This is a genomic window from Methylotenera versatilis 7, assembly GCF_000799165.1.
Classification (GTDB): Bacteria; Pseudomonadota; Gammaproteobacteria; order Burkholderiales; family Methylophilaceae; genus Methylotenera_A; species Methylotenera_A versatilis_A.
The window spans coordinates 378,893-403,800 of record NZ_JUGF01000002.1 but is presented as its reverse complement, the minus strand read 5'-3'; the positions used below and the strand labels follow the sequence as shown (position 1 = coordinate 403,800).

At 42.9% G+C, this 24,908-nt stretch carries 24 protein-coding genes; 12 read left to right on the top strand and 12 right to left on the bottom strand.

The features are described from left to right. Positions 1-122: 122 nt before the first annotated feature. Positions 123-665, top strand: a complete 543-nt coding sequence (locus K370_RS05930; protein WP_047541706.1) for a c-type cytochrome — start codon at positions 123-125, stop codon at positions 663-665. Positions 666-750: 85 nt separating this feature from the next. After that, a complete protein-coding gene (locus tag K370_RS05925; RefSeq protein WP_047539811.1) occupies positions 751-2,073 on the top strand; it encodes an NAD(P)/FAD-dependent oxidoreductase in 1,323 nt (440 codons plus the stop codon). A gap of 75 nt (positions 2,074-2,148) precedes the next feature. Here the strand turns inward: K370_RS05925 and lplT are convergent, their stop codons facing one another. The 9 genes from lplT to moaA all read right to left on the bottom strand — a co-directional run bounded on the left by lplT (position 2,149) and on the right by moaA (position 11,241). Beyond that, entirely contained in the window at positions 2,149-3,315 is a 1,167-nt protein-coding gene (gene lplT / locus K370_RS05920) for a lysophospholipid transporter LplT (RefSeq protein WP_047539810.1), read from the bottom strand. Between the two features lie 50 nt (positions 3,316-3,365). Continuing rightward, entirely contained in the window at positions 3,366-4,814 is a 1,449-nt protein-coding gene (locus K370_RS05915) for a PhoH family protein (protein WP_047539808.1), read from the bottom strand. Positions 4,815-4,828: 14 nt separating this feature from the next. Further along, positions 4,829-5,284, bottom strand: a complete 456-nt coding sequence (locus K370_RS05910) for a peroxiredoxin (protein WP_047539806.1) — start codon at positions 5,282-5,284, stop codon at positions 4,829-4,831. A 172-nt stretch (positions 5,285-5,456) separates the two neighbouring features. Continuing rightward, positions 5,457-6,899: a sensor histidine kinase gene (locus tag K370_RS05905; protein WP_047539803.1), complete on the bottom strand. Its 1,443-nt coding sequence runs from the start codon at positions 6,897-6,899 to the stop codon at positions 5,457-5,459. Positions 6,900-6,932: 33 nt separating this feature from the next. Continuing rightward, positions 6,933-7,685, bottom strand: a complete 753-nt coding sequence (locus K370_RS05900; protein WP_047539801.1) for an energy transducer TonB — start codon at positions 7,683-7,685, stop codon at positions 6,933-6,935. A gap of 111 nt (positions 7,686-7,796) precedes the next feature. Further along, the gene (glp, locus tag K370_RS05895) at positions 7,797-9,068 is read right to left on the bottom strand and encodes a gephyrin-like molybdotransferase Glp (protein WP_047541704.1); all 1,272 of its coding nucleotides are present in this window, start codon (positions 9,066-9,068) and stop codon (positions 7,797-7,799) included. A 14-nt stretch (positions 9,069-9,082) separates the two neighbouring features. Further along, positions 9,083-9,631: a molybdopterin-guanine dinucleotide biosynthesis protein B gene (gene mobB / locus K370_RS05890; protein ID WP_047539799.1), complete on the bottom strand. Its 549-nt coding sequence runs from the start codon at positions 9,629-9,631 to the stop codon at positions 9,083-9,085. Continuing rightward, positions 9,624-10,235: a molybdenum cofactor guanylyltransferase MobA gene (gene mobA / locus K370_RS05885; protein WP_047541702.1), complete on the bottom strand. Its 612-nt coding sequence runs from the start codon at positions 10,233-10,235 to the stop codon at positions 9,624-9,626. Before mobA ends, mobB begins: the two co-directional genes overlap by 8 nt. Before the next feature lie 7 nt (positions 10,236-10,242). Continuing rightward, on the bottom strand, positions 10,243-11,241 hold the full coding sequence (gene moaA, locus K370_RS05880; RefSeq protein WP_047539798.1) for a GTP 3',8-cyclase MoaA: 999 nt from the start codon (positions 11,239-11,241) through the stop codon (positions 10,243-10,245). A gap of 184 nt (positions 11,242-11,425) precedes the next feature. Here moaA and K370_RS05875 point away from each other — a divergent pair, with 184 nt between their 5' ends. The 5 genes from K370_RS05875 to K370_RS05855 all read left to right on the top strand — a co-directional run bounded on the left by K370_RS05875 (position 11,426) and on the right by K370_RS05855 (position 15,528). Then, positions 11,426-11,620 (top strand): YezD family protein, encoded by a 195-nt coding sequence (locus K370_RS05875; RefSeq protein WP_047539796.1) that lies wholly within the window; start codon positions 11,426-11,428, stop codon positions 11,618-11,620. Positions 11,621-11,702: 82 nt separating this feature from the next. After that, complete coding sequence (locus K370_RS05870) at positions 11,703-13,277, top strand: OprO/OprP family phosphate-selective porin (RefSeq protein ID WP_047539795.1); 1,575 nt, start codon at positions 11,703-11,705, stop codon at positions 13,275-13,277. A 99-nt stretch (positions 13,278-13,376) separates the two neighbouring features. After that, positions 13,377-14,387 (top strand): sulfate ABC transporter substrate-binding protein, encoded by a 1,011-nt coding sequence (locus K370_RS05865; protein ID WP_047539792.1) that lies wholly within the window; start codon positions 13,377-13,379, stop codon positions 14,385-14,387. Positions 14,388-14,470: 83 nt separating this feature from the next. After that, the gene (locus K370_RS05860) at positions 14,471-14,809 is read left to right on the top strand and encodes a DUF2325 domain-containing protein (protein ID WP_047539790.1); all 339 of its coding nucleotides are present in this window, start codon (positions 14,471-14,473) and stop codon (positions 14,807-14,809) included. A 29-nt stretch (positions 14,810-14,838) separates the two neighbouring features. Then, complete coding sequence (locus tag K370_RS05855; RefSeq protein WP_047539789.1) at positions 14,839-15,528, top strand: peroxiredoxin; 690 nt, start codon at positions 14,839-14,841, stop codon at positions 15,526-15,528. 92 nt (positions 15,529-15,620) lie between these two features. Here K370_RS05855 and K370_RS05850 read toward each other — a convergent pair whose 3' ends face one another. From K370_RS05850 to epsC, 3 genes are read right to left on the bottom strand one after another with little or no spacing between them, the layout of a single operon-like run. Continuing rightward, positions 15,621-17,483, bottom strand: a complete 1,863-nt coding sequence (locus K370_RS05850) for a family 2A encapsulin nanocompartment cargo protein cysteine desulfurase (protein WP_047539787.1) — start codon at positions 17,481-17,483, stop codon at positions 15,621-15,623. Further along, a complete protein-coding gene (locus tag K370_RS05845) occupies positions 17,470-18,384 on the bottom strand; it encodes a family 2A encapsulin nanocompartment shell protein (protein ID WP_047539785.1) in 915 nt (304 codons plus the stop codon). Before K370_RS05845 ends, K370_RS05850 begins: the two co-directional genes overlap by 14 nt. A gap of 22 nt (positions 18,385-18,406) precedes the next feature. Continuing rightward, positions 18,407-19,435, bottom strand: coding sequence for a serine O-acetyltransferase EpsC (gene epsC, locus K370_RS05840; RefSeq protein ID WP_047539783.1), 1,029 nt, complete (start codon positions 19,433-19,435; stop codon positions 18,407-18,409). 427 nt (positions 19,436-19,862) lie between these two features. On the opposite strand from epsC, the gene K370_RS05835 reads away from it, so the two are divergent. The 5 genes from K370_RS05835 (at position 19,863) to K370_RS05815 (ending at position 24,856) form a co-directional block, all read left to right on the top strand. After that, entirely contained in the window at positions 19,863-20,873 is a 1,011-nt protein-coding gene (locus K370_RS05835) for a sulfate ABC transporter substrate-binding protein (RefSeq protein WP_047539781.1), read from the top strand. A 55-nt stretch (positions 20,874-20,928) separates the two neighbouring features. Beyond that, positions 20,929-21,804, top strand: a complete 876-nt coding sequence (locus K370_RS05830; protein WP_047539780.1) for an EAL domain-containing protein — start codon at positions 20,929-20,931, stop codon at positions 21,802-21,804. Positions 21,805-21,902: 98 nt separating this feature from the next. Next, entirely contained in the window at positions 21,903-22,733 is an 831-nt protein-coding gene (gene cysT, locus K370_RS05825; RefSeq protein WP_047541700.1) for a sulfate ABC transporter permease subunit CysT, read from the top strand. 45 nt (positions 22,734-22,778) lie between these two features. After that, on the top strand, positions 22,779-23,702 hold the full coding sequence (gene cysW, locus K370_RS05820; RefSeq protein ID WP_047539778.1) for a sulfate ABC transporter permease subunit CysW: 924 nt from the start codon (positions 22,779-22,781) through the stop codon (positions 23,700-23,702). A gap of 77 nt (positions 23,703-23,779) precedes the next feature. Beyond that, positions 23,780-24,856 (top strand): sulfate/molybdate ABC transporter ATP-binding protein, encoded by a 1,077-nt coding sequence (locus K370_RS05815; protein WP_047539776.1) that lies wholly within the window; start codon positions 23,780-23,782, stop codon positions 24,854-24,856. The last annotated feature ends 52 nt before the right edge of the window (positions 24,857-24,908 follow it).

The window sequence follows — 24,908 nt, the reverse complement described above, 5'->3', positions numbered from 1 at the left end:
TAAGCCAAAAGCTTGTTGTTTAACTAAAAAATCAAAAAGACAAAAGGCTACTGTATAATTGCAGTAGCCTTTTTCGTTGATTAATATAAATTAAAAAATGAATCACATTCATGGAGATGAAAATGAATCGCATTAAATTGAGTTTAGTACTTGTTTTACTTACAGCCAGTCTAGCAGCTTGTAATAAGTCAGATGATAAAGCTGCTGCAGGTGGTTCCACTGCAGCGCCTGCTGCAAGCTCTGGTAAAACCATTGAGTTTGTGACTACACAAGATGGCAAGCCTTTAGCTATTGATGCTGCGCTGTTTGATACACCAGCAGCTAAAGAGTTTTTGGCTACAGGTAAAAATATCTATGTTGGAAACGAAGAGGCTATTGCTAAAGGTAAAAAAGTATTTCAGCTTTATTCTTGTACACAATGCCATGGCCCTGAAGCAAAAGGCCAAGTAGGGCCTGGTTTAACAGGACCGGATTATAAATATCCAAAAGATGCGACGGTTAAAGGTATGTTTGAAACTGTTTGGCATGGCACTAATGGTGGCATGGGTGCAAAAGGAATCGGTTTGATGGACCCTACAGATCCAAAAAATGGTATTTCACCAGATGAGTTGCTCAAGATAATTGCTTGGGTACGTAGTATGGGTAAAGAAACTGGAAACGAGTAATATTGTATGAAGTCTACGCGCTTGCTGGTTTCAGCAGGCGCGTTTTTGTTTATAAAACACGCATTAATTATTAAGTAAATTCAGAATGAATACAGAAAAATTACATCATATTGTTATCGTAGGCGGCGGAGCGGGTGGGTTAGAACTGGCAACGCGCTTGGGGGATTCACTGGGTAAAAAAAAGCAAGCGGTCATTACCTTAATTGATAGCACCAGAACGCATGTGTGGAAGCCATTGCTACATGAAATTGCTGCAGGTAGCATGAATCCAGATAAGCACGAGTTAGAGTATTTGGCGCAAGCACATTGGCATCACTTTAATTTTAGACTCGGTCGTATGGATGGCTTGGACAGGGTCAAAAAAGAAGTGACGATCGCGCCTTATTTTGACGAAGATGGCATAGAGGTGATTGCGCGTCGTACTTTTCAATATGACAGTTTAGTCATTGCGATTGGTAGCACGACTAATGATTTTGGCATTAAAGGCGCACGTGAATATTCCATTGCATTAGATACACAAGACCAAGCAGAAAAATTCCATCGTCGCTTACACAACGCTTTAGTTCGCGCGCAAACGCAAACAACACCAGTACAAGCAGGGCAGTTAGAGGTGGTGATTGTGGGCGCAGGTGCAACCGGTGTCGAGCTGGCAGCAGAGCTACATAATACGACACGCGAACTGGCTGCCTATGGTTTAGATAAAATTGATGCTGATCGAGATATTAAAATTTCGATTATTGAAGCAAGTGAACGCGTACTGCCTGCATTGCCACCCAAGCTTTCACAGTCAGTAGATTTAGAGCTGCGAAAATTACGTGTGCATGTTTATACAGGCGAGCGCGTAACTGAGGTGTCAGATAAAGGTGTTTATACACATAGTGGACGCTTTATTCCTTCAGCCTTGGTGGTGTGGGCGGCGGGTATTAAAGCGCCAGATTTCTTAAAAGAACTGGCTGGTTTGGAAACGAATCGGATCAACCAACTAGTGGTTAAGCAAACTTTGCAAACAACTGTGGATGAAAGCATTTTTGCATTTGGTGACTGCGCAGCGTGTCCATGGCTTGGTCACGATGGCAATGTGCCACCTCGTGCGCAGGCGGCACATCAGCAAGCATCACTTTTATTTAAAACGATGAAGAAACGGGTAGCTAATAAAACCAATTTGCCTGATTATCACTATACCGACTATGGTTCACTGGTTAACTTGGGGCGTTACTCTACCGTAGGTAGTTTAATGGGTACACTTTCTGGTGGCAGTATGTACATTGAAGGTTTATTTGCGCGATTAATGTATCAATCGTTGTATAAAATGCACCTAATGACACTGCACGGTGTATTTACCGTGATATTGCAGACAGTGGCCAGGTTAATTACCCGCAGAACAGAAGCGCAAGTAAAATTGCATTAGCTCCAATACTCACTTCATAATATAAAAAGAAAAAGCCTCGATTAAAACCGAGGCTTTTTTTACTAATACATTCTATTAAGCTTGCACCTGCTTGCGATATAAGCGATTAATTAAGCTCATTGAAATTATCACAAATAAACCAAATACAATCACGATATGGTTGATATGTAAGTTGGCTTTAACCATCAGCGTGTAAGCACCGCTTAATAATAGAATACCTAAGTTTTCGTTAAAATTCTGTACCGCAATAGAATGTCCAGCCCCAATCAGTATATGGCCTCTGTGTTGTAGTAGTGCATTTAGCGGCACAACAAAAAAACCACTTAAAACGCCAATGATAAATAACAGGAAAGCAGCCAAGTGCCATTCTGTTATAAATGCCATGCTAATGACTAAAATGCCCATTACAATCCCTGCTGGTAATACTTTTACCGAATTCTCAAGCGTGATGTAGTGCGCAGCAATAACCGAGCCCAGCGCTACACCTGCGGCGACTGTGGCGGTGAGTTGTGTCGCATGATCTAAGCCAAAGCCCAACACAATACCAGCCCAAGCGATGACAACCAGCCTTAAAGTTGCACCTGCACCCCAAAAAAGTGTAGTGACAGAAAGTGACACTTGCCCTTGTGGATCGCGCCAAAGTGCAAGAAATGAGCGATAAAAATCACTTAATATAGATAGAGGATCTTTCTTGGCAATTGCATGATCAATCGGCAATTTGGGGATAAACATATTGAAGGCCGCTGCAGCGAGATACATGAACGCGATGGCAATCATGGCGCCTTGAGGGCTGATACTGGCCATTTTTCCGCCAATAATTGCACCCAAAATAATAGCGATAACAGTAGAGCCTTCCATCCATCCGTTGGCGTTGACCAGTTTTTCTGGTGGCAGCAGCTCTGTCAAAATGCCATATTTGGCGGGGGAATACGCAGCAGCACCAACACCTACAATGCCATAAGCATACAGTGGCGGCATACCAAATATCATGGCGATACTTCCAAAGAACTTGATACCATTAGCAATAAACATCACACGGCCTTTTGGTAGCGCGTCTGCAAATGAGCCGACAAATGGAGCGAGTACGATATATGAAATGACGAAGAACTGTAAAAGCAAGGGTTCGTGCCATTCCGGTGCCTGCATTTGCTGTAATAAAGCAATCGCAGTGAACAGCAACGCGTTATCAGCTAGCGCCGATAGAAATTGAGCAACTAAAAGGGTGTAAAAACCTTTAGACATTAACGCTTATTCATTCTTAATATTTAAGAGTGACTAAAAGCCAAGCGTTACTATAGAGCTTCAGCAGCAAAATCTGCCAAACGAGAACGTTCGCCACGCACTAAAGTAATATGTCCGTTATGTTCCCAGCCTTTAAAGCGATCAACTACATAAGTTAAACCGGAGCTGCCTTCGGTTAGATAAGGTGTGTCGATTTGGGCAATATTGCCTAAACAGACTACTTTTGTGCCTGGACCTGCGCGCGTGATAAGCGTTTTCATTTGTTTTGGCGTTAGGTTTTGCGCTTCGTCGATGATCAGAAATTTATGTAAAAAAGTGCGACCACGCATGAAGTTAAGGGATTTTACTTTAATGCGTGTACGGATTAAATCTTGTGTTGCAGCACGCCCCCATTCACCTGCGTCTTCATCCGTTTTATTCAGAACATCCAGATTATCCTCAAGCGCGCCCATCCATGGCGCCATTTTTTCTTCTTCAGTGCCGGGTAGAAAACCAATATCTTCGCCGACAGGTACCGTCACGCGCGTCATAATGATTTCAGAATAGATTTTTTTGTCTAGCGTTTGCGTTAATGCTGCAGCCAAAGTCAGCAATGTTTTGCCCGTACCAGCCTGACCAAGCAGTGTGACAAAATCAATATCCGGATTCATCAGTAGGTTCAATGCAAAGTTTTGCTCACGATTACGTGCAACAATGCCCCACACGCTGTGTTTAGGGTTCATATGATCGTGCACAACCTCAAGCACGGCATGATCGTTTTCCAGCTTACGCACAATGGCATGAAACGGTTTATCAAACTCATAAAAAATGAATTCATTAATTAAAAACGTTTTAACTAGCGGCCCAGTAATGCGATAAAACATACTACCGGCTTCTTGCCACGACTCCATTGCCTTGCTGTGTGTATCCCAAAAATCTTGCGGTAGTTCTTTCATACCGCTATAGAGTAAATCGGTATCTTCTAATACTTTGTCGTTAAAATAGTCTTGCGCCATCACGCCCATTGCGCGTGCCTTGATGCGGATGTTGATATCTTTGCTGACTAAGATAACCTGGCGGTTAGGTTGCTGTTTTTGTTGCGCTAGTACGACGCTGATAATTTGATTGTCGGCTTTGCTGCCGGCTAAACCTGGTAGCTCAATATCCACTTGCGTGGTTTGCAAAAATAGGCGGCCAGCTAAATGCTTATTACCATTAATGGCTAATGGACAGCCTAATTCTAGATTCGTCAGGTCAGTGCCGACAATCTCTTCTAAATAGCGGCTGGCCTGGCGTGCATTGCGAGCGACTTCGGTTACACCTTTTTTATTATTGTCTAACTCTTCTAGAGTCACCATCGGCAAGTAAATGTCATGCTCTTCAAACCGAAACAGGCTTGATGGGTCATGCATTAATACGTTGGTATCCAGTACAAAAAGTTTAGTGCTGGTTGTAGAGTCGCTGGTTATAAATCCAGTTGTGGAAGTCGCTTGCGAGTTATCTGCTAGTTTTTTTGCCATGGTGTATAAATTTTTTATAAAGTTTTAATAAAATCCAGCACTTGTTCTACGTGTCCGTCCACTTTAACGCCACGCCATTCTTTTATCAGAACGCCATTCTTATCAATCACAAAAGTGCTGCGTTCTATGCCACGCACTTGTTTGCCATACATATTTTTCATCTTCATCACATTAAAAATGCCACATGCCAATTCTTGCGTGTCAGCCAGTAGTTCAAACGGAAAGCTAAACTTGGCTTTAAAATTTTCGTGAGACTTTAAGCTATCACGCGAAACACCGACGATTTCAGTATTGGAAGCCTGAAAATCTGCATAGCGGTCACGGAACTGCATGCCTTGTGTGGTACAGCCTGGGGTGGAATCTTTTGGGTAAAAGTAAATAATCAGTGTTTTACCTAAATAATCGGATAGTTTAAAAAGTTGCCCGCTGGTGGCAGGTAATTCAAAATCGGTAACGGGCTTGTTTAGCATATTTGGTTTAGCGTATTAATTATCGTGCAGATAAGATTTATTTAACTACGTTCCTATTGTTGTAAAAAAACGGCATTAAGGCAAGCTAAATTGAAGTAATATTTGAGACAATCACTGAGTGCTTAACGTGCGTGGGTTCAGTAAATAAATTTGGCTTGCGTGATTGTGGCGGTTATTGCGGCAACGTGAGGGTAATAGTAGTGCCTTGTGGTTTAACGGTTTCAAACACGATATTGCCGCCTAACACTTCGCATACTTTAAACGCAAATGGAATGCCCAAACCTGTGCCAAAACGCTTGGTACTGGGGCCTGCGCTGGCGGCATGGGGGTCTGGTTTAAATGGCATGCCTGCGCCTTCATCAATGATGCTGCTGGTAAAAGTATCCTCTGTAAGGTGCGCGGTGATGATGATTTGGCTGTTTTTTGGTGAAGCATCAATGGCGTTTAATATTAAGTTGTAAAAGACTTGTTCTAGCAAATGTTCATCTGTGCGAATATCGGCGCTGCTCGCATGCAGATTTTGGATGATTTTAATATTCTTATCGCGTATTTTTTGTATCAGTGGCAATAGCGCGCCTTCTAAAATCGGCGCAAATTTAACGAATTTTAATTGTGGTTTAATCGGTAATAAATAAGCCAGTAATGAGCCAGTCCAACGCTCAAGTCGATCAACGGTGTTAATGATGCCGTTTAGTGATTCACGTGTATCGACATCGTTATTCGGCACATCAATGACTTGCGCAGTAGCGCGGATGCTAGCGAGAGGGTTGCGAATATTATGCGCTAGCATCGGCACCAATAAGCCCATGGCAGCCTGTTTTTCAGTGCGGACTAATGCATCGCGACTGGTCTGCAACTCGTCTGCCATTTTGTTGATTTCTCTTGATAACGTCACCAATTCTGCTGCGCCGGTTTCTGGAACTTTATGCTGTAGATTGCCGGCGCTAATTTCAGCCGTCGCTTTCATGACTGCATTAATGGGATTAACGATGGCACGTTTTAGGAAAATTCGTGACAAAAATAGTAATAATCCAGCTAAAAGTATTGGGATGAGCAGCACCGCAATGGCAGACTCTTTTGCCTCTACTAAGCGGGTTTTAAGCTCGGTTTGCTTTAAGGTTAGCAAGTCTTCCGTGCGCTTAGAAACGCTTTCGTAATGATTGAAAATACCTGTTTCGATATCTTTGTACAGGGATTTTTGAGAGTCTTTATCAGGTTTGGCTTGGTAGCGATAAAACAAGCGGGGTGCCTCGTTTACAAAGATACGATAGTTATTTTCTAGTTCATTAATCGCCTGTTTTTCTTGCTGGCCTACTGCTAAATTTTGCAATTGGGAAAAATGTGTCAATATCGATTGTGTATAGGCGTTGTACTCCGTTAATGCCTCGCTATCTTGTAAAAAAAACGAGTCAAAAAGTTCTTTCATTTGCCGATATAAATCACCACGTGTTTGCTGGATTTCACGCACAATCAAATTGATGCGCTGTGATTCGTTAGAGGCTTTATCCCAGATATGAATACCATAAAGTCCGCTGGCAAAAGCAAGCAGAATGAGCGCAATAAAAATCAGCTCATGTACCAATAGTAAATCACGTAGCGATTTAGCGGTGCGCATGATTAAGGCGGCTTAAGAGTGACTTGGTTGACACTATTCGAGTTTAAATGAAACGGGCACCGTAATATTAAATGTACGGTTTCTAAGCGCTTCGGGCGGAGCGGGGAAAGGCGATGCTTTGCGCACCATTTCAAGTGCTTGCTTATCTAGTACTTCGTAACCGCTGCCTTGGCGGATAGTCGCCGAGAGCACTTTACCGTTGCCATCCAATTTCAAATCGAGCAAAACATCACCTTGCCAGCCGCGTGTTTGTGCTATTCGTGGATATTGTTTGTGTTTAGCGATTGTCCGACCTAGCAGATTGCCATACTCACCTAAGGCATTATCCACTTCAGCTGGACTACGTTCTGGTGCTTTAACTGTTTCTGTCACTGGTGGTGCGATAACAGCAATTGGTGCGCTATCCACTTTAGGCGGAACTGCGATGACATTCGGAATGGGTTGTGCCTCTACCGGTGGCGTGACTTGTTCCACTTCAGTAACAGGGCTTGGTGCTTCTACCGTTTTTGTGATGGGTTTTGGCTCGATGATTTTTTTAATCGGCTCAGGCTTTTTAACTTCAGGCTTCGGTTGTTCTATCGGTTGTGCAGGTTGGATCACTGCAACAGGTTCTGGTTCTACAGGTTTTTGTATCTCAACCTCTAACTGAACAGGCTTATCTTTCGAAAGATCAATCTTAAAGTTTGGTAATGTAATCGCTAACAAAGCATGCAGTAAAATGGAGCAGATAATCGCCCAAATAAGCGTGCTCTCATTAATGTTGGAATTTTTAATAGAGATGTCCAAAATGCGATAAATTAGGAAAAATATTAAGCTAAGCCGTTGATTATACTCTAGCTTTAATTGAATTGATAATAGCAGTTTTTGGTTGAAATAAACCAGTTATCAGAGGTTATGTTAAATTAATCCTTCTAATAATTGCACTTGAAGCATTTCTCCACTATTGCAATTACCAACTGCTTCATCTAACACAATGAAACAATTTGCGGTACTCATACTGCTTAATACGCCTGAACCTTGATTGGGCAAGGGCTTCACTTTCCAGCTACCATCTTCTACCAAATATAAAACTCCGCGCTGAAATTCCGTGCGTCCTGTAGCCTTCTTAATCGACTCTGTACATTCCACTTTAAACATCGGTAACGGCTTGGGTATGCTGCCCATTAATGTAATCAAAGCTTCACGCACAAACTGATAAAACGTCACCATGGCTGAAACGGGGTTGCCGGGCAGCCCAAAATAGTGCGCTGCGCCTATTTTTCCATAGGCGAGTGGTCGGCCCGGTTTCATATTGATTTTCCAAAATAATACTTGGCCGTGTTTGGTGAGTAAAGCTTTCATATAGTCCGCTTCCCCTACCGAAACGCCACCGCTGGTGATGACTACATCGTTTTCGCTGGTGGCCTTTAATAATGTTGTTTCTAATAAGTCTGGATTGTCGGGCACCACGCCTAAATCGCTGATAACAACACCCAGTCTGGATAACATGCCAAATAGCGTGTAACGGTTGCTATCGTATATCTGGCCTGATTGTAATGGTTTGCCGACACTGATTAATTCATCGCCGGTACTAAAAAATGCGACTTTTAACGGACGGTATACGCTCACTTTGGCAATGCCAAGTGAGGCAATCAAACCTAGATCTGCTGGTCGTAGCATGTGGCCTTTTGCTAGAACAGTCTGACCCAGCTGCAAATCCTCGCCTGCCAAGCGTATATTTGCACCCTGTTTAATAGAAAGCGTATCCAGCAGCGTAATGTGGTTGTCATTTTGCTTAATGCGTTCTTGCATCACAACCGTGTCAGCGCCTGTGGGAATCACAGCGCCCGTCATGATTTTGACACATTCGCCAGCGTTAATTTCCTGTTCAAATGGCCTGCCAGCAAATGCAGTGCCGATGATAGTTAACACTTTATTTGCATCAATAAATTTAAATGCATAACCATCCATTGCTGAGTTATGGTGATTTGGTACATTGCTGGGTGAAACAATGTTGGCGGCCAATACTCGCCCTAAACTATCCATCACATTCAGCTGCTCAGTTTCGATGACAGGTGTTAAAAACTGCTGAATAAAAGCTCTGGCTTGCGTAACAGACATGGCGTTTGGGTCGTAATCGTCCATACAAGAAGGGTCAGAAACAATTTGCTTAAGTGTGGTTTTGGTCATGGATTGATTAATCACTAGTATTTAGTTTGGATTATTTTTAAGACAATAAAGTCTGCGATTTGTTGAATGTCGTTTAAATTGAGTATGGGAATACTGAGAGTCAAATCAGCATCGCTGGCAACCGCAATAATACTACTATCAATCAAGGCTAGCAGTGGCAAATCAAGGCTAGGGCGGTAAACTTCAATTTTAGGGATAGGTTTTTGATGAATCATTGCCTGCTTAAAGCCTTCGATCAATATTAAATCAGCATAATTGGTGTTAATTTGCGCAATTAAATCTGCTAAATTTACTTCAGTTGGTGCTTCTGGTAAGCGATGCATTTCCGTCATCAATGCCCAACGCTTGCCGCTCGCAATCAGTGTTTGTACTGCACCTGCCTCTCGAATCTTATAACTATCTTTGCCAACATGGTCGATATCAAACGCATGATGTGCATGTTTAATCACCGAAACGCGGATATTCCGCTTCGCCAGCACTGGAATAAGTTGGGTAATTAAGGTGGTTTTGCCGGCGTTACTACCGCTGGCGACGATGCCCAATACTGGTATTGTTTTATGCATGGTCAGATTTGAGTTTCAGTGATTGCATTAATTTGGATTCAAGCGCCGCCAAATCTTCGACTGTATTTAGGTTGATAAACGCGTCTGAATGGTCGCTAAAATTAACTTCAATATATCTATGGCCTTTTTGCCAAGCACTTACACGTCGCTCACCAAGTGCCAAATATTGATTGAGTGACGGCAACACAGTTTTTTTGCATAAACTAAAAACAGGATGCGCATGACCATCGCTACTTGCGACGGCAATATCGGCATTGTTTTCCATCAAAGTCGTTAACAGGCGATGTGCCAGGTCGTGCGGTAATAAAGGTGAATCACAAGGTACAGTTAATATGTAATCATGTTTAGCATGCTGCAAACCCAAACTAAAACCAGCCAAAGGCCCAATAAAATTGGCATGCGTATCTTGCAAAACTGGGTAGCCAAAAGCCTCGTACTTAGATATTTCACGGTTAGCATTGATAAGAATTTCATTTGTTTGAGGCTTCAAACGTTCAATCACGTGCTGAATTAACGGCTTATGTTGCAAAGTGATTAAACCTTTGTCGATACCACCCATGCGCGTCGCCCGCCCGCCGGAGAGAATAATGCAGGATATTGCCAATTTGGAACTAACCACCGGTATGCGACATAAACCTTATCACGGCTGGCTGTGCGCGTTTTAGATCAAAGTCATGACCCTTGGGTTTAATTGCCATACTGCCTAAAATAGCGGCAATCAATGGTGCGTCATCATGGGGGAATTCACGTAAAAGTGGCATTAACTCGATTTTGTCTTCTTGCCCTAAGCATAAGTACAACTCGCCTTTACAGGTGATACGTACGCGATTGCAAGACTCGCAGAAGTTATGTGAATGCGGTGAAATAAAGCCGATTTTTGTTGCAGAGTTAGCCACGCGCCAATAACGTGCCGGGCCGCCGGTGGTTTCTAAGCTGGGCGTGAGTAAATACTTACTTTGTAGTAACTTAAGCGTATCGGTATTGCTCACAAATGTGGAGTTGCGTGTATGGTCAACTTCGCCCAATGGCATTTCCTCAATAAAGCTGATGTCGATTTTTTTATCAATGGCGAATTGTACCAAGTCCGCTGCTTCATCATCATTGCTACCGCGCATTAAAACAGTGTTTAATTTGATGCCTTCAAAGCCTGCATCAATGCTGGCTTGTATGCCATTTAACACTTTGTTCAAATCACCTGTACGGGTGATTTTTTTGAATCGCTCGGGTTTTAAGCTATCAACGGATATGTTAATCCGTTTAACACCTGAGTTTTTAAGTGCGACTGCCTGCTTTTCTAATTGGCTGCCATTGGTAGTAAGCACTAACTCATTTAAGCCTTGTAGTTGGCCAACTTCCTCAAATAGCCACAATGCATTTTTACGTACCAGCGGTTCGCCGCCAGTAATGCGCACTTTGCTGACGCCTAAACTCACAAAAACCCTGACCAGCCGCGCACATTCTTCAAGACTTAATACCTCATCGCGCGGCAAAAAAGTCATGTCTTCCGACATGCAATATACGCAGCGGAAATCACAACGATCAGTAATCGACAGCCGAATGTAATCAACCGTTCGACCAAATTGATCTATTAATTTTGGATGATGGCGCATCGTTTAATTTTAAGTCTTATAGCCTGACTACACAATGAAATCAGTATTAAAACTATTTTCTCGAATTCAACCCAAAGCAAATTAATATAACTAAAAGTTATTTAAATATAATTACAAATTCTTTTTGATTATTTAAGTGTTTTGCTAAAGTGCACACATTCTGTAAAAAAACATTGACATGTATATGAGCCAAATTAAACATAAATTGCTAGATAAAGAGGATGAGGTGTTGCAAGCCATTTTGCGTGCAGTGACATCCGTGCAGCAACAAACAGGATATGGCTCAATTGAAATTACTGTGCATGACGGTCGTGTAACTCAAATTGAGCGTAGAGAAAAAGTGCGATTTGAACACAAGGTTGGTCAATCAAAGATTTAAATTTTTACAGCAAAAGAGCGACCCGATAACTGGAGCTAAACCATTCAATCAGACTACTGGAAGATATATAGGGGGTTTTAATATGCAACACAAGAAAATAGTAATTGCTTTAGTTTTGTCTGGGATTATCGGCAGCCCAGTTACAACATTTGCCAATGATAGTACAGAGCTCGAAGAGTTGCGTGCATTAGTGCAAGAGTTGAGTCAACAAGTAAAAGTATTGGCGCGTAAAGGGGAAGTGGCTGAAGAAGATGCAGTCGCTGCGAAGAAAACAACCCCAATCGTAAAGGCAAGCTCAAGTGGCTTCGGTCTTGAGTCGGCAGATGGTAAAAACTCCATTAAATTTAGCGGGTTGTTGCAAGCGGATTACCGCTCTTACCAAGATGGTGCAAATGATGTGCGCAATCGTTCAAACCAACGTGCGGGTAGTCTTGATGAAAACGGTTTCCATGATGCAAATGACACTGCATTGTTACGCCGTGTCCGTCCAACGATTCAAGGTACGTTATTCGGTAAATATGATTTCCGCTTTACGCCTGATTTCGCGGGAGGTGGTGCTTCTGCGGTGGATGCTTATTTAGATGCTCGTTTAGATCCTGCTTTCAAAATTCGTGCGGGTAAATACAAACCGTATGTCGGTTTAGAGCGTTTGCAAGGCGGCGGCGATCTTAAATTTGTTGAGCGTAGCTATGTCACCAATGCGATTTTACCGAATCGTGACTTAGGTGTTTCTATCTATGGCGATGTATTTGGCGACAAATTGAATTATGCATTTGGTGTTAATAATGGCGTGGTAGATGGCGGTAATATTAGTACGGGTACAGAGTTTGATGGTAGCAAAGAGGTGACAGCGCGATTGTTTGCAACGCCATTTAAAGATCAAACAAATGCATTGTCAGGCTTGGGCTTTGGTATCGCAGGTACATATACTAATATTGATGGTGAAAGAAACCTTAACTTCACGGATACTTCTGCAGCTGACGCAACAAGAAACGGCCTACCTAGCTATTTAACGGATGGTCAACAGACTTTCTTTAGATACAACGGAGCTGCCGTTGCTGATGGAAGACGTACGCGTATTACTCCTCAAGCCTATTACTACTATGGCCCATTAGGCGTAATAACTGAGTACGCTAGAGTCAATCAAGAGGTTAGCTTGTCGTCTGGTGGTTCTGCAGCAGCAGGTGGTGCAGGCACTGACACTTTAATCACTTCAGGCACTACAAAGTCACTCTCACATGATGCTTGGCAAGTAGCTGCTTCTTACTTGCTTACAGGCGAAGATGCATCTTTCAAAGGTGTTAAACCAAAACAAGATTTCGACATTGACAAAGGTGGCTGGGGTGCTTGGGAATTGGTCGCGCGTTACAGCGAACTTAATTTAGATAGCGATACGTTTAAAAATAAAGCGGGGACTTCATTTGCAGCTGCAAGTGCTTATGCAGATTTATCTACAAGTGCGAAGTCAGCTAAATCTTGGGTGGCTGGTGTGAACTGGTACTTAAATCAAAACGCTAAAATTCAACTGAACTACACACACACTACGTTTGATGGCGGCGCAGGTATTGGACGTACAGCTATTAACGCTGCTGGTACTAATGTACGTGATCGTGAGAGTGAGAACGCACTACTTGCTCGTTTTCAAGTTGCATTTTAATTTAATTTGAAATGAAATTTGAAGGACATGAAAATGATTTGTTGCTACTAAGTAAAAATTAAAAAATTTAACGAAATTCAACTATTTTAAGGATTAAACATGAAGAAATCATTATTAACCATCGCGTTGCTAGCCACTGTATTCAGTGTCGCGGCACCAGGCGTGGCATCAGCAAAGGACATCTCTTTACTCAACGTTTCATATGACCCGACGCGTGAGCTTTACCAAGATTTTAATGCGGCATTCAGCAAATATTGGTTAGAAAAAACGGGCGATAAAGTCACGGTCAAAGCTTCACATGGCGGTTCTGGCAAACAAGCCCGTGCGATTATTGACGGCTTGGATGCAGATGTGGCGACACTGGCACTTGGCTACGATGTGGATCAGCTTTACGATAAAGCTAAGCTAATCCCTAAAGATTGGCAAAAACGCTTGCCACACAATAGCTCGCCTTACACTTCGACCATTGTGTTGCTGGTACGCAAAGGTAATCCAAAAGGTATTAAGGATTGGGATGATTTAGTTAAACCAGGTGTTTCTGTGATTACACCAAACCCTAAAACATCGGGTGGTGCTCGCTGGAACTACTTAGCAGCTTGGGCGTTTGCACAGAAAAAATACGGCAACGATGAGGCTAAAACCAAAGAGTTTGTCGGCAAGTTATTGAAAAACGTCCCGGTGTTAGATACTGGTGCACGTGGATCAACCACCACATTCGTTGAGCGTGGTATTGGCGATGTATTGCTGGCTTGGGAAAATGAAGCATTCTTAGCCCAAAAAGAATTGGGCGTAGGCAAGTTTGAGATTGTTATCCCGTCGCTATCAATTTTGGCTGAACCGCCAGTAACTGTTGTGGACAAATTTGCTAAAAAGCATGGCACAGAAGTAGTCGCCAAGGCGTATTTAGATTATCTATACACAGAAGAAGGCCAGGAAATTGCGGCTAAAAACTACTATCGCCCTACTTTGGAATCCGTAGCTAAGAAATATGAGAGCCAATTTCCAAAAATTAATTTGGTAACGATCGATGCAGAGTTTGGTGGTTGGGCAAAAGCACAGAAAGAGCACTTTTCTGACGGTGGTACTTTTGACAAGGTCTACCAAAAATAGAAAGTCGTAATTTAGCTATTCGTTTTTAAATCTGCAGAGCCAGACAAAATCTGGTTCTGCAATACTTAAAGGAGACTCTTATCATGAGTTCAGCAGACAGTTCACATTTAAAGCAATCCGCCTTAATCGTGGGTGGTGACCAGATTGATGGCATCAGGCAAGTATTAGCTAATCACGGTATTACAGAAATCAATCATTGGTCTGGCCGTAAAGTTGGCGATAGCAATAAAATTATTCCGCATGACACAAAGTTTATTGTGCTCATCACAAATTGGATTAGCCACTCCATTACCCATAAAGTAAAAAAGAATGCGATGAAGCGTGGCATTAAAGTCATTTATACGCCTAACGGCTCTGCCGCTTTGCACAACAGATTGCTGAATATTGAATCCAGCACAATAAGTACCGCGAACTATCACTAATTCAGTTTAAATTTTAGTAAGGGCAAATCATGAGCAACGCAACGGTAAATAACGTAGCAGAATCATTACCGCGTATTCCAAGAATCAATGAGCAGGCGCCAGATTTTGAGGCGAACTCAACACAAGGACCAATCAAGCTTTCAAATTACATTGGTAAGCAATGGGTGGTTTTGTTTGCACATCCTGCAGATTTCACCCCAGTTTGTACTACCGAATTTATTGGTTTTGCCAAACACGCGAACGATTTTGCGCAACTTAATACGCAATTATTGGGTATTTCTGAAGACAGCAATTTCAGTCATTTGGCTTGGATTGCCAATATTAAGCAAAACTTTGGCGTCAGCATTCCATTCCCGGTGATTGATGATAGAGCTGGCCATGTTGCTGCCAAGTTTGGGTTGATTCATCCAGGCGAGTCGCAAACTGCCACAGTACGTGCGGTATTTATTATTGATGACAAAGGGCTGATACGTGCTTTTGTTTACTATCCGTTAACGACTGGCCGTTCTATTGAAGAGATTTTGCGCGTGGTTGAAGCATTGCAAGTTGCGGATAAATATAAAGTAGCTACACCAGAAGGCTGGCAAAAAGGTGACAAGGTTATTGTACCAGCACCAGCTACGCAAAAAGACGCTGAGTCGCGTGCATCTGAAGGTTATGAAACCGTGGATTGGTACTTCAGCAAGAAATCATTGCCTGTTGATGCCGCAACCAAATAAAACTGCTATGTTTATTTAAAACTGGCATATAAAGACTTCTCCTCATTCCGGTTAACCCTTTAACAAGGTTAACCGGTTTTTTTGACTTTAAACTATAAGCCTTGAGGAGTTTTATGAGAGCTTAAGCGCAACAAAGCATTCACCAATACATCAATTTCAGCGTATGTATTGTAGAAAGCCAGAGAAGGTCTTACAGTCGTTTCAACGCCAAATCTACGTAGGATAGGCTGTGCGCAATGATGACCAGAACGCACGGCGATACCTTCTTGATTCAGCGCTGAGCCAACTTCTTCACTCTTGTAGCCATCAAGCGTAAATGACAGCACACTGGCTTTATCTTGCGCGGTACCAATTAAATGCAAGCCTGGCACTTTGTTAAGCGCCGCAGTCGCATAGACTAATAACTCATGCTCATAACGCGCAATGTTATCAATGCCAATGCGCTCAACATATTCCAGAGCAGCACCTAAACCTACGGCATCAGCAATATTGCCAGTGCCTGCTTCAAACTTAGCTGGTGCCTCGTGATATACAGTTTTATCAAAGGAGACATCCTGAATCATATTGCCGCCACCTTGCCAAACCGGCATATCCTTGAGCACGTCTGCTTTAGCATATAGCGCACCAATACCGGTTGGGCCAAATACCTTGTGCCCTGAAAACACAAAGAAATCTGCATCCAAGCCTTGCACATCCGTGCGCATATGCGATACCGATTGCGCGCCGTCCAATAATACTTTAGCGCCTGCACGATGTGCCATTTGTATCATCTCAGCTGCTGGTGTGACTGTGCCTAGCGCATTTGAAACCTGAGTAAATGACACCAGCTTTACTTTTGGCGTAAGTAATCTTTGATATTCATCCAGCAATATCTGGCCAGAACTGTCCACAGGCGCAACTTTTAACTTGGCACCCGTTTCTTGGCAAAGCTGCTGCCAAGGCACGATATTGGCGTGGTGTTCAAGATGCGAAATCACAATTTCGTCACCTTCGCTTAGATACTTTTTGCCCCACGATTTAGCGACCAGATTAATTGCTTCAGTCGTTCCACGCACAAAAACGATGTTATCCACTGATGGTGCATTAATGAACCTGCGTACGCTTTCGCGTGCTTCTTCGTAAGCATCAGTCGCACGCGCCGCCAACTCATGCGCGGCACGATGAATATTCGAGTTCTCATGCGCGTAAAAATAGGCAATCCTATCAATCACCACCTGTGGCTTTTGCGTGGTCGCAGCGTTATCAAACCATATGAGCGGGCGTCCATTGACAAGCTCACGCAAAATTGGAAAATCTTTGCGTACTAAATTAGCATCAAACGGCGGGTGTGCCGATTGTGCTAACGGCAAGCTTGAATTTTGTGTAAAAGCCGGCAAATCTTGTAAGAAATAATAGCCATTACTGGGGGCTGCTTTATTGATAGAGCTTGAGTTAGCTGTGCTTAAATCTGTCGCAGCGGATTTGGTGCCAATATCCGTGAACAAGCTATTAAGCTGAGCCTGTTGTGGAATCTCTACTCCGCCAAGCAACTCGCCAAGTTCTAATTGATTCTCAAAACCCGGAACATATTGCAATTGAATCGCGCTTAAATCAGCCAAGTCTTTGCTTTGTGCCGATGTGAAGGCAGAGGCAAAAGTCGGCAGTTGAATATCAGCCACAGATGCTGGCTGACCTAATGCAATAGGCTCACGTGCATCAGATAACGATGCGGTAGAAGGGATTTTCTCTGAGCTATTACCAAACGCACCGGCAGGAAACCCCTCCGCATATAACTCACTCGCAATGCGAGACAATTCTGCAACATCCAGATGCCCAGTTTGACTTGCGCCACGCCCTATTGCCAAGCCTGCTGCCATACGCGGATGTTCTCCAGGTAAAGCGGCCAGAATAGCTTCAGGCTCAAAGGATGATAGATCATGCACCACAGATAAGTCTAAGCCACTATTTGTAGTCATAGTAGTTGCCTACATCGACATTCTCAAGCACAGCAATCGCATCATTCGTTAATACGGCTAGTGAGCAATAAAGTGAAACCAAATAGGATGCGATAGCTTTATGGTTAATGCCCATGAAACGTACTGACAAGCCCATCGTTTGTTGGCCGGGCAAGTTTGGTTGATATAAACCAACCACGCCTTGACGACTTTCGCCTGTGCGTAACAACAGGATGTTCGTTTTACCTTTTGTTACTTTAAGTTTATCGCAAGGGATAATCGGCACGCCGCGCCAAGTGATAAATTGTGAGCCAAATAAAGAAACGGTTGGTGGTGGTACGCCACGACGCGTGCATTCGCGTCCAAAAGCAGCAATCGCTTGAGGATGAGCTAAAAAGAATGCTGGTTCTTTCCATACTTTCGATAACAATTCATCAAAATCATCTGGTGTTGGCGCGCCAGTGCGAGACTTTACGCGTTGTGAAGCAGCAACGTTATTCAGCAATCCGTATTCGGCGTTATTGATTAATTCGCTTTCTTGGCGCTCTTTAACCGTTTCAATGGTTAAACGTAATTGTTCTTTAATTTGATTATGCGGACTGCTGTAAAGATCAGAAACGCGGGTATGCACATCAACGACTGTATTAACCGCGTTCAATACATATTCACGACCCCACTCTTCATAATCCACAAATGTCGCAGGTAGTTCACGTTCGTCTTTAGCAGAGCAATCCACTTCGATCGCGTTTGGATCTTTGGCTTGATTGACACGATAAATACCTGCTTCGACTGGTACCCATTGTAATAAATGTACTAACCAACGCGGTGAAATGGTACTGAGCATCGGCACCGTTTTGGTTGCATTGGCAAGCGTCCGTGCTGCTACGTCGCCTAATGCGGTTTGAATATGTTGTTCTGCCATTTAAATCTCCTAGTAATATGGGCTAATGCGTTTGTGAAGTTTCTTGTGTGTTAATTGAATTGCTTTTATTTGATGTGGCAGGGGCCGTTAATGGACTAGCCAGCATTTGTGCTTGTGTAATGTTGCTGTTGGCTGGCACGCTACGAGTGAGCCATACGTTACCGCCAATAGATGAGCCTTGACCAATTGTGATGCGCCCTAAAACTGTGGCTCCGGCATAAATCACTACATCATTCTCTACAATCGGGTGGCGCGCATGGCCTTTTAATAAATTACCATCTTCATCAGTTGGGAATCTTTTTGCGCCAAGCGTCACTGCCTGATAAATACGCACGTGCTTGCCGATAATCGTCGTTTCGCCAATCACTACACCAGTTCCATGGTCGATAAAGAAACTTTCATCAATTTGCGCACCTGGGTGAATATCAATGCCGGTTTCTGAATGCGCAATTTCAGAAATCATGCGGGCAATCAGTGGTAGCCCTAATTGATGCAATACGTTGGCGAGGCGGTAATGCATAATCGCCAATATGCCCGGATAGCACACCAATACCTCGTCTATGCTTCTAGCGGCTGGGTCGCCTTCAAATGCCGCTTTAATATCGGTATCCAGCAATAGGCGGATAGATGGCAGTTTTTTAGCGAACTCACGAACAATTTCTATGGGAGTTTTAGAGGTTAATTTTTCAGGTTTTTTAATGTTTGTTTCTAATTCGTTGAGTGTGTCTGCCGCAAAATTTAACTCGAGTATGACCTGCGTTACTAAGTCGCGTAAAACTACATCTAATGTATGGCCGACAAAATAATCCAGACTTTCGTCTTTTAAATCAGGCAGGCCTAAGCGATTCGGAAACAACGCTGCGCCTAATCCTTCCACAATAGCTTGAAGTGATTTGCGTGATGGCAATTTAGGCGGTTTATCGCGTCTTTTTCTATGTTCAAGCGAGGATAGTCTTAAATCGCGGAGCGCCGCAACAATTTCGCCGATGCCCAAATCGTTGCTTGCAGATGCAGATTTATCTGCTTGATATTTATCTGAGTTGTTTTTCATAAGTGCTTAATTGTTAAGGTGTTTAAATTTTTACAAATTTAATTTATAGCTGGTTAATTGATAGCGCGTTAATTATCAAAATAATTTGCCGCGTTAACCTCATCTTTCGTTAAAAAACAAAAAAGCCAGCGGTCTATTCGACTCGCTGGCTTCCGGTTGTCCGGTCAGCACACGCTAACACTCTAAATTTTTACAGCTTTAAAGCTGCAGGGTATTTACTTGGCCTATAATCTTTATGCTTCTTTTCATTAAGAATGTACCAAATATACACCACATAAAAGATTCGCTGCAAGCCATTTAATGCTTAATTGGCGTACATTTTTAATATAACATTTAATTATAAATATAGTATTTATTATTCTTTTACATTATTTAAAGCGTTGGGTAAAGTGCGTGTATTCAAATTTACTTAGCAAAGGTATTTTATATGTTTAAAAAAGCGGTATTTAAACAAGGTTTAATCGGCGCATTGATTTCAGCAAGCGTGCTTTTATCAACATCTGCGCTGGCAGACAGCAGTTTGCTGAATGTTTCTTACGATGTAACGCGTGAATTTTATAAAGACTTAAATCCCGCTTTTGCTAAGTTCTGGAAACAAAAAACTGGCGAAACCGTGACGATTAATCAATCGCATGGTGGGTCTAGCAAGCAGGCACGTTCAGTTGCGGATGGTCTTGAAGCCGATATTATTAGTATGAATCAAGCACCAGACATTGATGTTTTGTATGATCGCGCTAAATTAATTCCAAAAGATTGGCAAAAACGTTTGCCGCATGGCAGTTCACCCACTTCTTCAACCATCGTGTTTCTGGTGCGCCAAGGCAATCCAAAACAAATTAAAGATTGGGATGATTTGGTTAAACCTGGTACTGCAGTTGTGATTCCTAATCCTAAAACTTCAGGTAATGGTAAATACAGTTATCTGGCGGCTTGGGGTTATGTGCTTAAAAAAGGAGGTACAGAAGCACAGGCAAAAGATTTTGTGGGCAAATTATTTAAAAACGTGCCAGTTTTAGATACGGGCGGCCGTGGCGCAACGACCACTTTTGCACAGCGTGACATTGGTGATGTATTGCTGACGTTTGAAAATGAAGTGAATTTAATTAATAAGGAGTTGGGCAATAAGTTTGATGTGGTTTATCCGACAACCAGTATTTTGGCTGAAAATCCAATCGCAGTGGTCGATAAATATGTAGATAAGCACAAAACTCGCACAGTTGCGCAGGCTTATGCCGATTTTCATTACTCTGAAGAAGGGCAAGAAATTGCTGCCAAGCATTACATAAGGCCAAGTCTGGCTTCTGTGCTGGCAAAACATAAGGCAGATTTTAAGCCGATTGATTTATTCAGCGTAGATGATGTATTTGGTGGCTGGACAAAAGCGCAGAAAACGCACTTTGCGGATGGCGGTACTTTTGATGCGATTTACGCCAGATAATGCCCATTAGCAGGACGAATAAGTGGTAGATTAAAAGCAAGATAGGAATATACAAATGGCAGAAATAAAAATCGCTGCTGCACATGTAGAGCAGCTTAGGTTACAACTGAAAGAATCATTATTTTTAGATTTAGATGAGTATGGTTTGGCTGAACAAACGACAGGTGAATTCAATAGTACATTCTTGGGCGTACAATTGAACAGTGCCTTTCAGCCAATTTATGACCGCGTAGCGGGAGACTTGTTTGGGCATGAAGCACTGTTGAAGCCATCACTTGGTGGGGAATTGCCCAGCACATCAGATTTTGCATACAGCTATGCCGAGCAATCTGGAAAACTGGTGCAGTTTGATCGTGTAAGCCGCGCTTTGCATGTGCTGAATTTTAGACAGATTTATGCCGAAAACGGCTTGTTGTTTTTGGCGGTACATCCCAATCTTTTAATTTCAGTGAATGCGCACGGAAAAGTATTTGAGCGTATCCTGCATGCCAATTCCGTGCCAACTGAACGAGTAGTGATTCAGATTGATGAAGGCTTGGTGACCCAAGATAAGCAATTGATCGAGGCAATTAATAATTATCGTGATCGAGGCTATCGCATTGCCATCGATCATTTTGGCAACGCGCATTCGCATATTGATCGTTTATGGAAACTGGCGCCAGATTTTGTTAAGTTTGATGCCAGCTTAATTCAGCAAGCAGAGACTAATGATAATTTGTATAAGGTGTTGCCAAGTCTGATTGATGGCATAAAAGCACTGGGTGCGCATGCCGTGATTACTGGTGTTGAAACGCAATCACAGTTAAATATTGCAGTAGAAAGTGGTGCAACATTGTTACAGGGCGATTTTCTTGGTAAAGCTGTGGCAGCAAAAGAATTGCAAAAAACAGACTTATTTAAACCTGCAGCGAATAAGCTTGCAGTCGCTTAAACCTGAGATTGCGTAATTCCTTAAGTGAAATAACCCTGAAGTAAAATAACCTTAATTACTTAACATAAGCTACTAATGTAAAAGTTGGATTGATTGATATGGCAAAACAGAAAAATGTACTTCCTGGTTTTAATCTATCGCTAGGATTTACGATCTTTTATCTCAGCCTGATTGTGCTTATCCCACTTTCAGCTGCATTTATTAAAACCACTGACTTAAGTTTAAGTGAGTTTTGGACTATCGTAACTGCGCCTAGGGTGGTGGCTTCTTATCAGCTCACTTTTGGTGCTTCATTATTAGGTGCGCTGATCAATGCGGTATTTGGTTTGCTTACTGCTTGGGTGTTGGTGCGCTACACTTTTCCCGGCAAGAAAATCATCGATGCATTGGTGGATTTACCTTTTGCCTTGCCAACCGCAGTGGCGGGCATTGCCTTAACCGCTGTATACGCAGGTAATGGCTGGATTGGTCAGTGGCTGGAGCCACTTGGTATTAAAGTCGCGTTTACGCCAATCGGCGTCATTGTTGCGCTCACCTTTATTGGCTTGCCTTTTGTGGTGCGCACCGTGCAGCCCGTATTAGAAGATTTAGAAGCCGAAACGGAAGAAGCTGCGGCCAGTTTGGGCGCTAATCGTTGGCAAACGTTCTCAAAAATTATTTTCCCGGCAATTTGGCCGGCATTATTAACTGGCTTTGCTTTGGCGTTTGCAAGAGCGATTGGTGAATACGGCTCGGTTATTTTTATTGCAGGGAACGTACCTTTTGTATCTGAAATCACACCGCTGATTATTATCACTAAATTGGAACAATATGAATATGCAAGTGCCACCGCCATTGCAGTGGTGATGTTGATAATTTCATTTTTACTGTTATTTGCGATTAATGGCTTGCAATGGTGGGTAAGTCGGCGCGCCAGTTCTGATAACTAGCCCAGTCGCCAATAAATCATATTAAGAGAATATTAGGAACAATATATGCCCGCATCCACTTCGCTGCTGACAACACAAACATCAGCAGTTCAATCAACACAGTACAGCAATTATCAAAATAAAGTCGCCCGTAGCCGGGCGACATCCGAGCCGGTTTGGGTACGCTGGACGTTGATTGCCATTGTATTGCTATTTTTAGGCTTATTTTTAATTGTGCCCTTAGCGGCCGTTTTTACAGAAGCTTTGCGCAAAGGTTTTGATACTTATATTACGGCGTTGATCGATCCTGATGCGCTTTCTTCAATTAAGTTAACCTTGATTGCAGCAGCGATTGCCGTGCCGTTAAATCTGGTATTTGGCGTTGCGGCGGCGTGGGCAATCGCTAAATTTGAATTTCGTGGCAAAAGTATATTAATTACCTTAATCGATTTGCCATTTGCGGTTTCGCCGGTGATTGCTGGTTTAATTTACGTGTTGATTTTCGGCCTGCAGGGCTGGGTAGGTCCAACTTTAATGGACTACGACGTTAAAGTGATTTTTGCCATTCCTGGCATCGTTTTGGCGACCATTTTCGTGACTTTCCCTTTTATTGCACGTGAGCTCATTCCTTTAATGCAAGCGCAAGGTAAAGATGAGGAAGAGGCTGGTTTGGTACTAGGAGCTTCTGGTTGGCAGATTCTATGGCGCATCACGCTGCCAAATGTTAAATGGGGCTTGCTGTATGGCGTGATTTTAACCAACGCACGCGCCATGGGCGAATTTGGTGCTGTGTCAGTGGTTTCTGGGCATATTCGCGGCATGACGAACACGCTGCCATTACACGTTGAGATTTTATATAACGAATATAACTACGCAGCAGCCTTTGCTGTTGCTTCACTGCTGGCCATATTGGCGCTGGTGACGTTAGTGTTGAAGAGTTTTATTGAGTGGAAAGTTGCACGAAATGCAGAGATTGATGAAAAATCTTAATGTGAATTTTGAGTGAATATTGAATTAAGACCTAACTAGCTTGTTCATGCAAATTATTATTAAATTGGAATTTAAGTATGAGTATCGAAATTAAAAATATCCGTAAAAATTTTGGCAACTTCAGCGCACTTAACGATGTGAGTCTTGATGTGCCAAGTGGTGAATTAGTTGCATTGCTTGGTCCATCGGGTTGCGGAAAAACAACACTGTTGCGCATCATTGCTGGGCTGGAAACGCCGGATTCAGGCAGTATTCACTTTCATGGTACAGATGCGACTACGCGACAGGTGCGTGAGCGCGAAGTGGGTTTTGTGTTTCAGCACTATGCTTTGTTCCGCCACATGACAGTATTCGAAAATGTCGCTTTCGGTTTGCGTGTGCGCCCAAAAGAAACGCGACCAACGGACGCTGAAATTAAAAGACGCGTGCATGAGTTATTAGAGCTTGTACAGCTGGATTGGCTGGCTGATCGTTATCCACCGCAATTATCAGGCGGCCAACGTCAACGTATTGCTTTGGCACGTGCGCTAGCAGTTGAGCCAAAAGTATTGCTGCTGGATGAGCCTTTTGGTGCATTAGATGCGAAAGTACGTAAAGAATTGCGCCGTTGGCTACGTCGATTGCACGATGAGCTACATATCACCAGTATTTTTGTGACGCATGATCAGGAAGAGGCGCTGGAAGTGTCAGACCGTGTTGTGGTGATTAATAAAGGTCAGGTCGAGCAAATAGGTTCGCCGCAAGAAGTTTATGACCACCCTGTGTCGCCTTTTGTTTATCAATTTTTGGGTAATGTTAACCAGTTTAATAGCCAGATTCATGAAGGTGAAGCTAACATTGGCGGTGTGGCTATAAAATTTGATGCGCGGCATGATACTAAACTGAATGATGTTAAGCACAGCCCTGGTTTGGCTTATGTGCGTCCGCATGACATCGAAATTCGCAAGGAACTGAATGGCACTACGCCTGCTTTTGAGGCGGTAGTTAGCTACATACATGCAATTGGCCCATTGGTTAGATTGGAACTGCAACGGGATGATCAGTCTGAGGTGATTGAATCAGAATTAACCAGAGAGCGATTTCTGCAATTGAATGTAGAGGTAGGTAATAAAGTATACGTTTATCCACGCAATGTTCGGGTATTCTTATCTTAATTAATTGGGCGTTTCATCGACAATGTCATTGGTCTATCCATTGATTAATTGT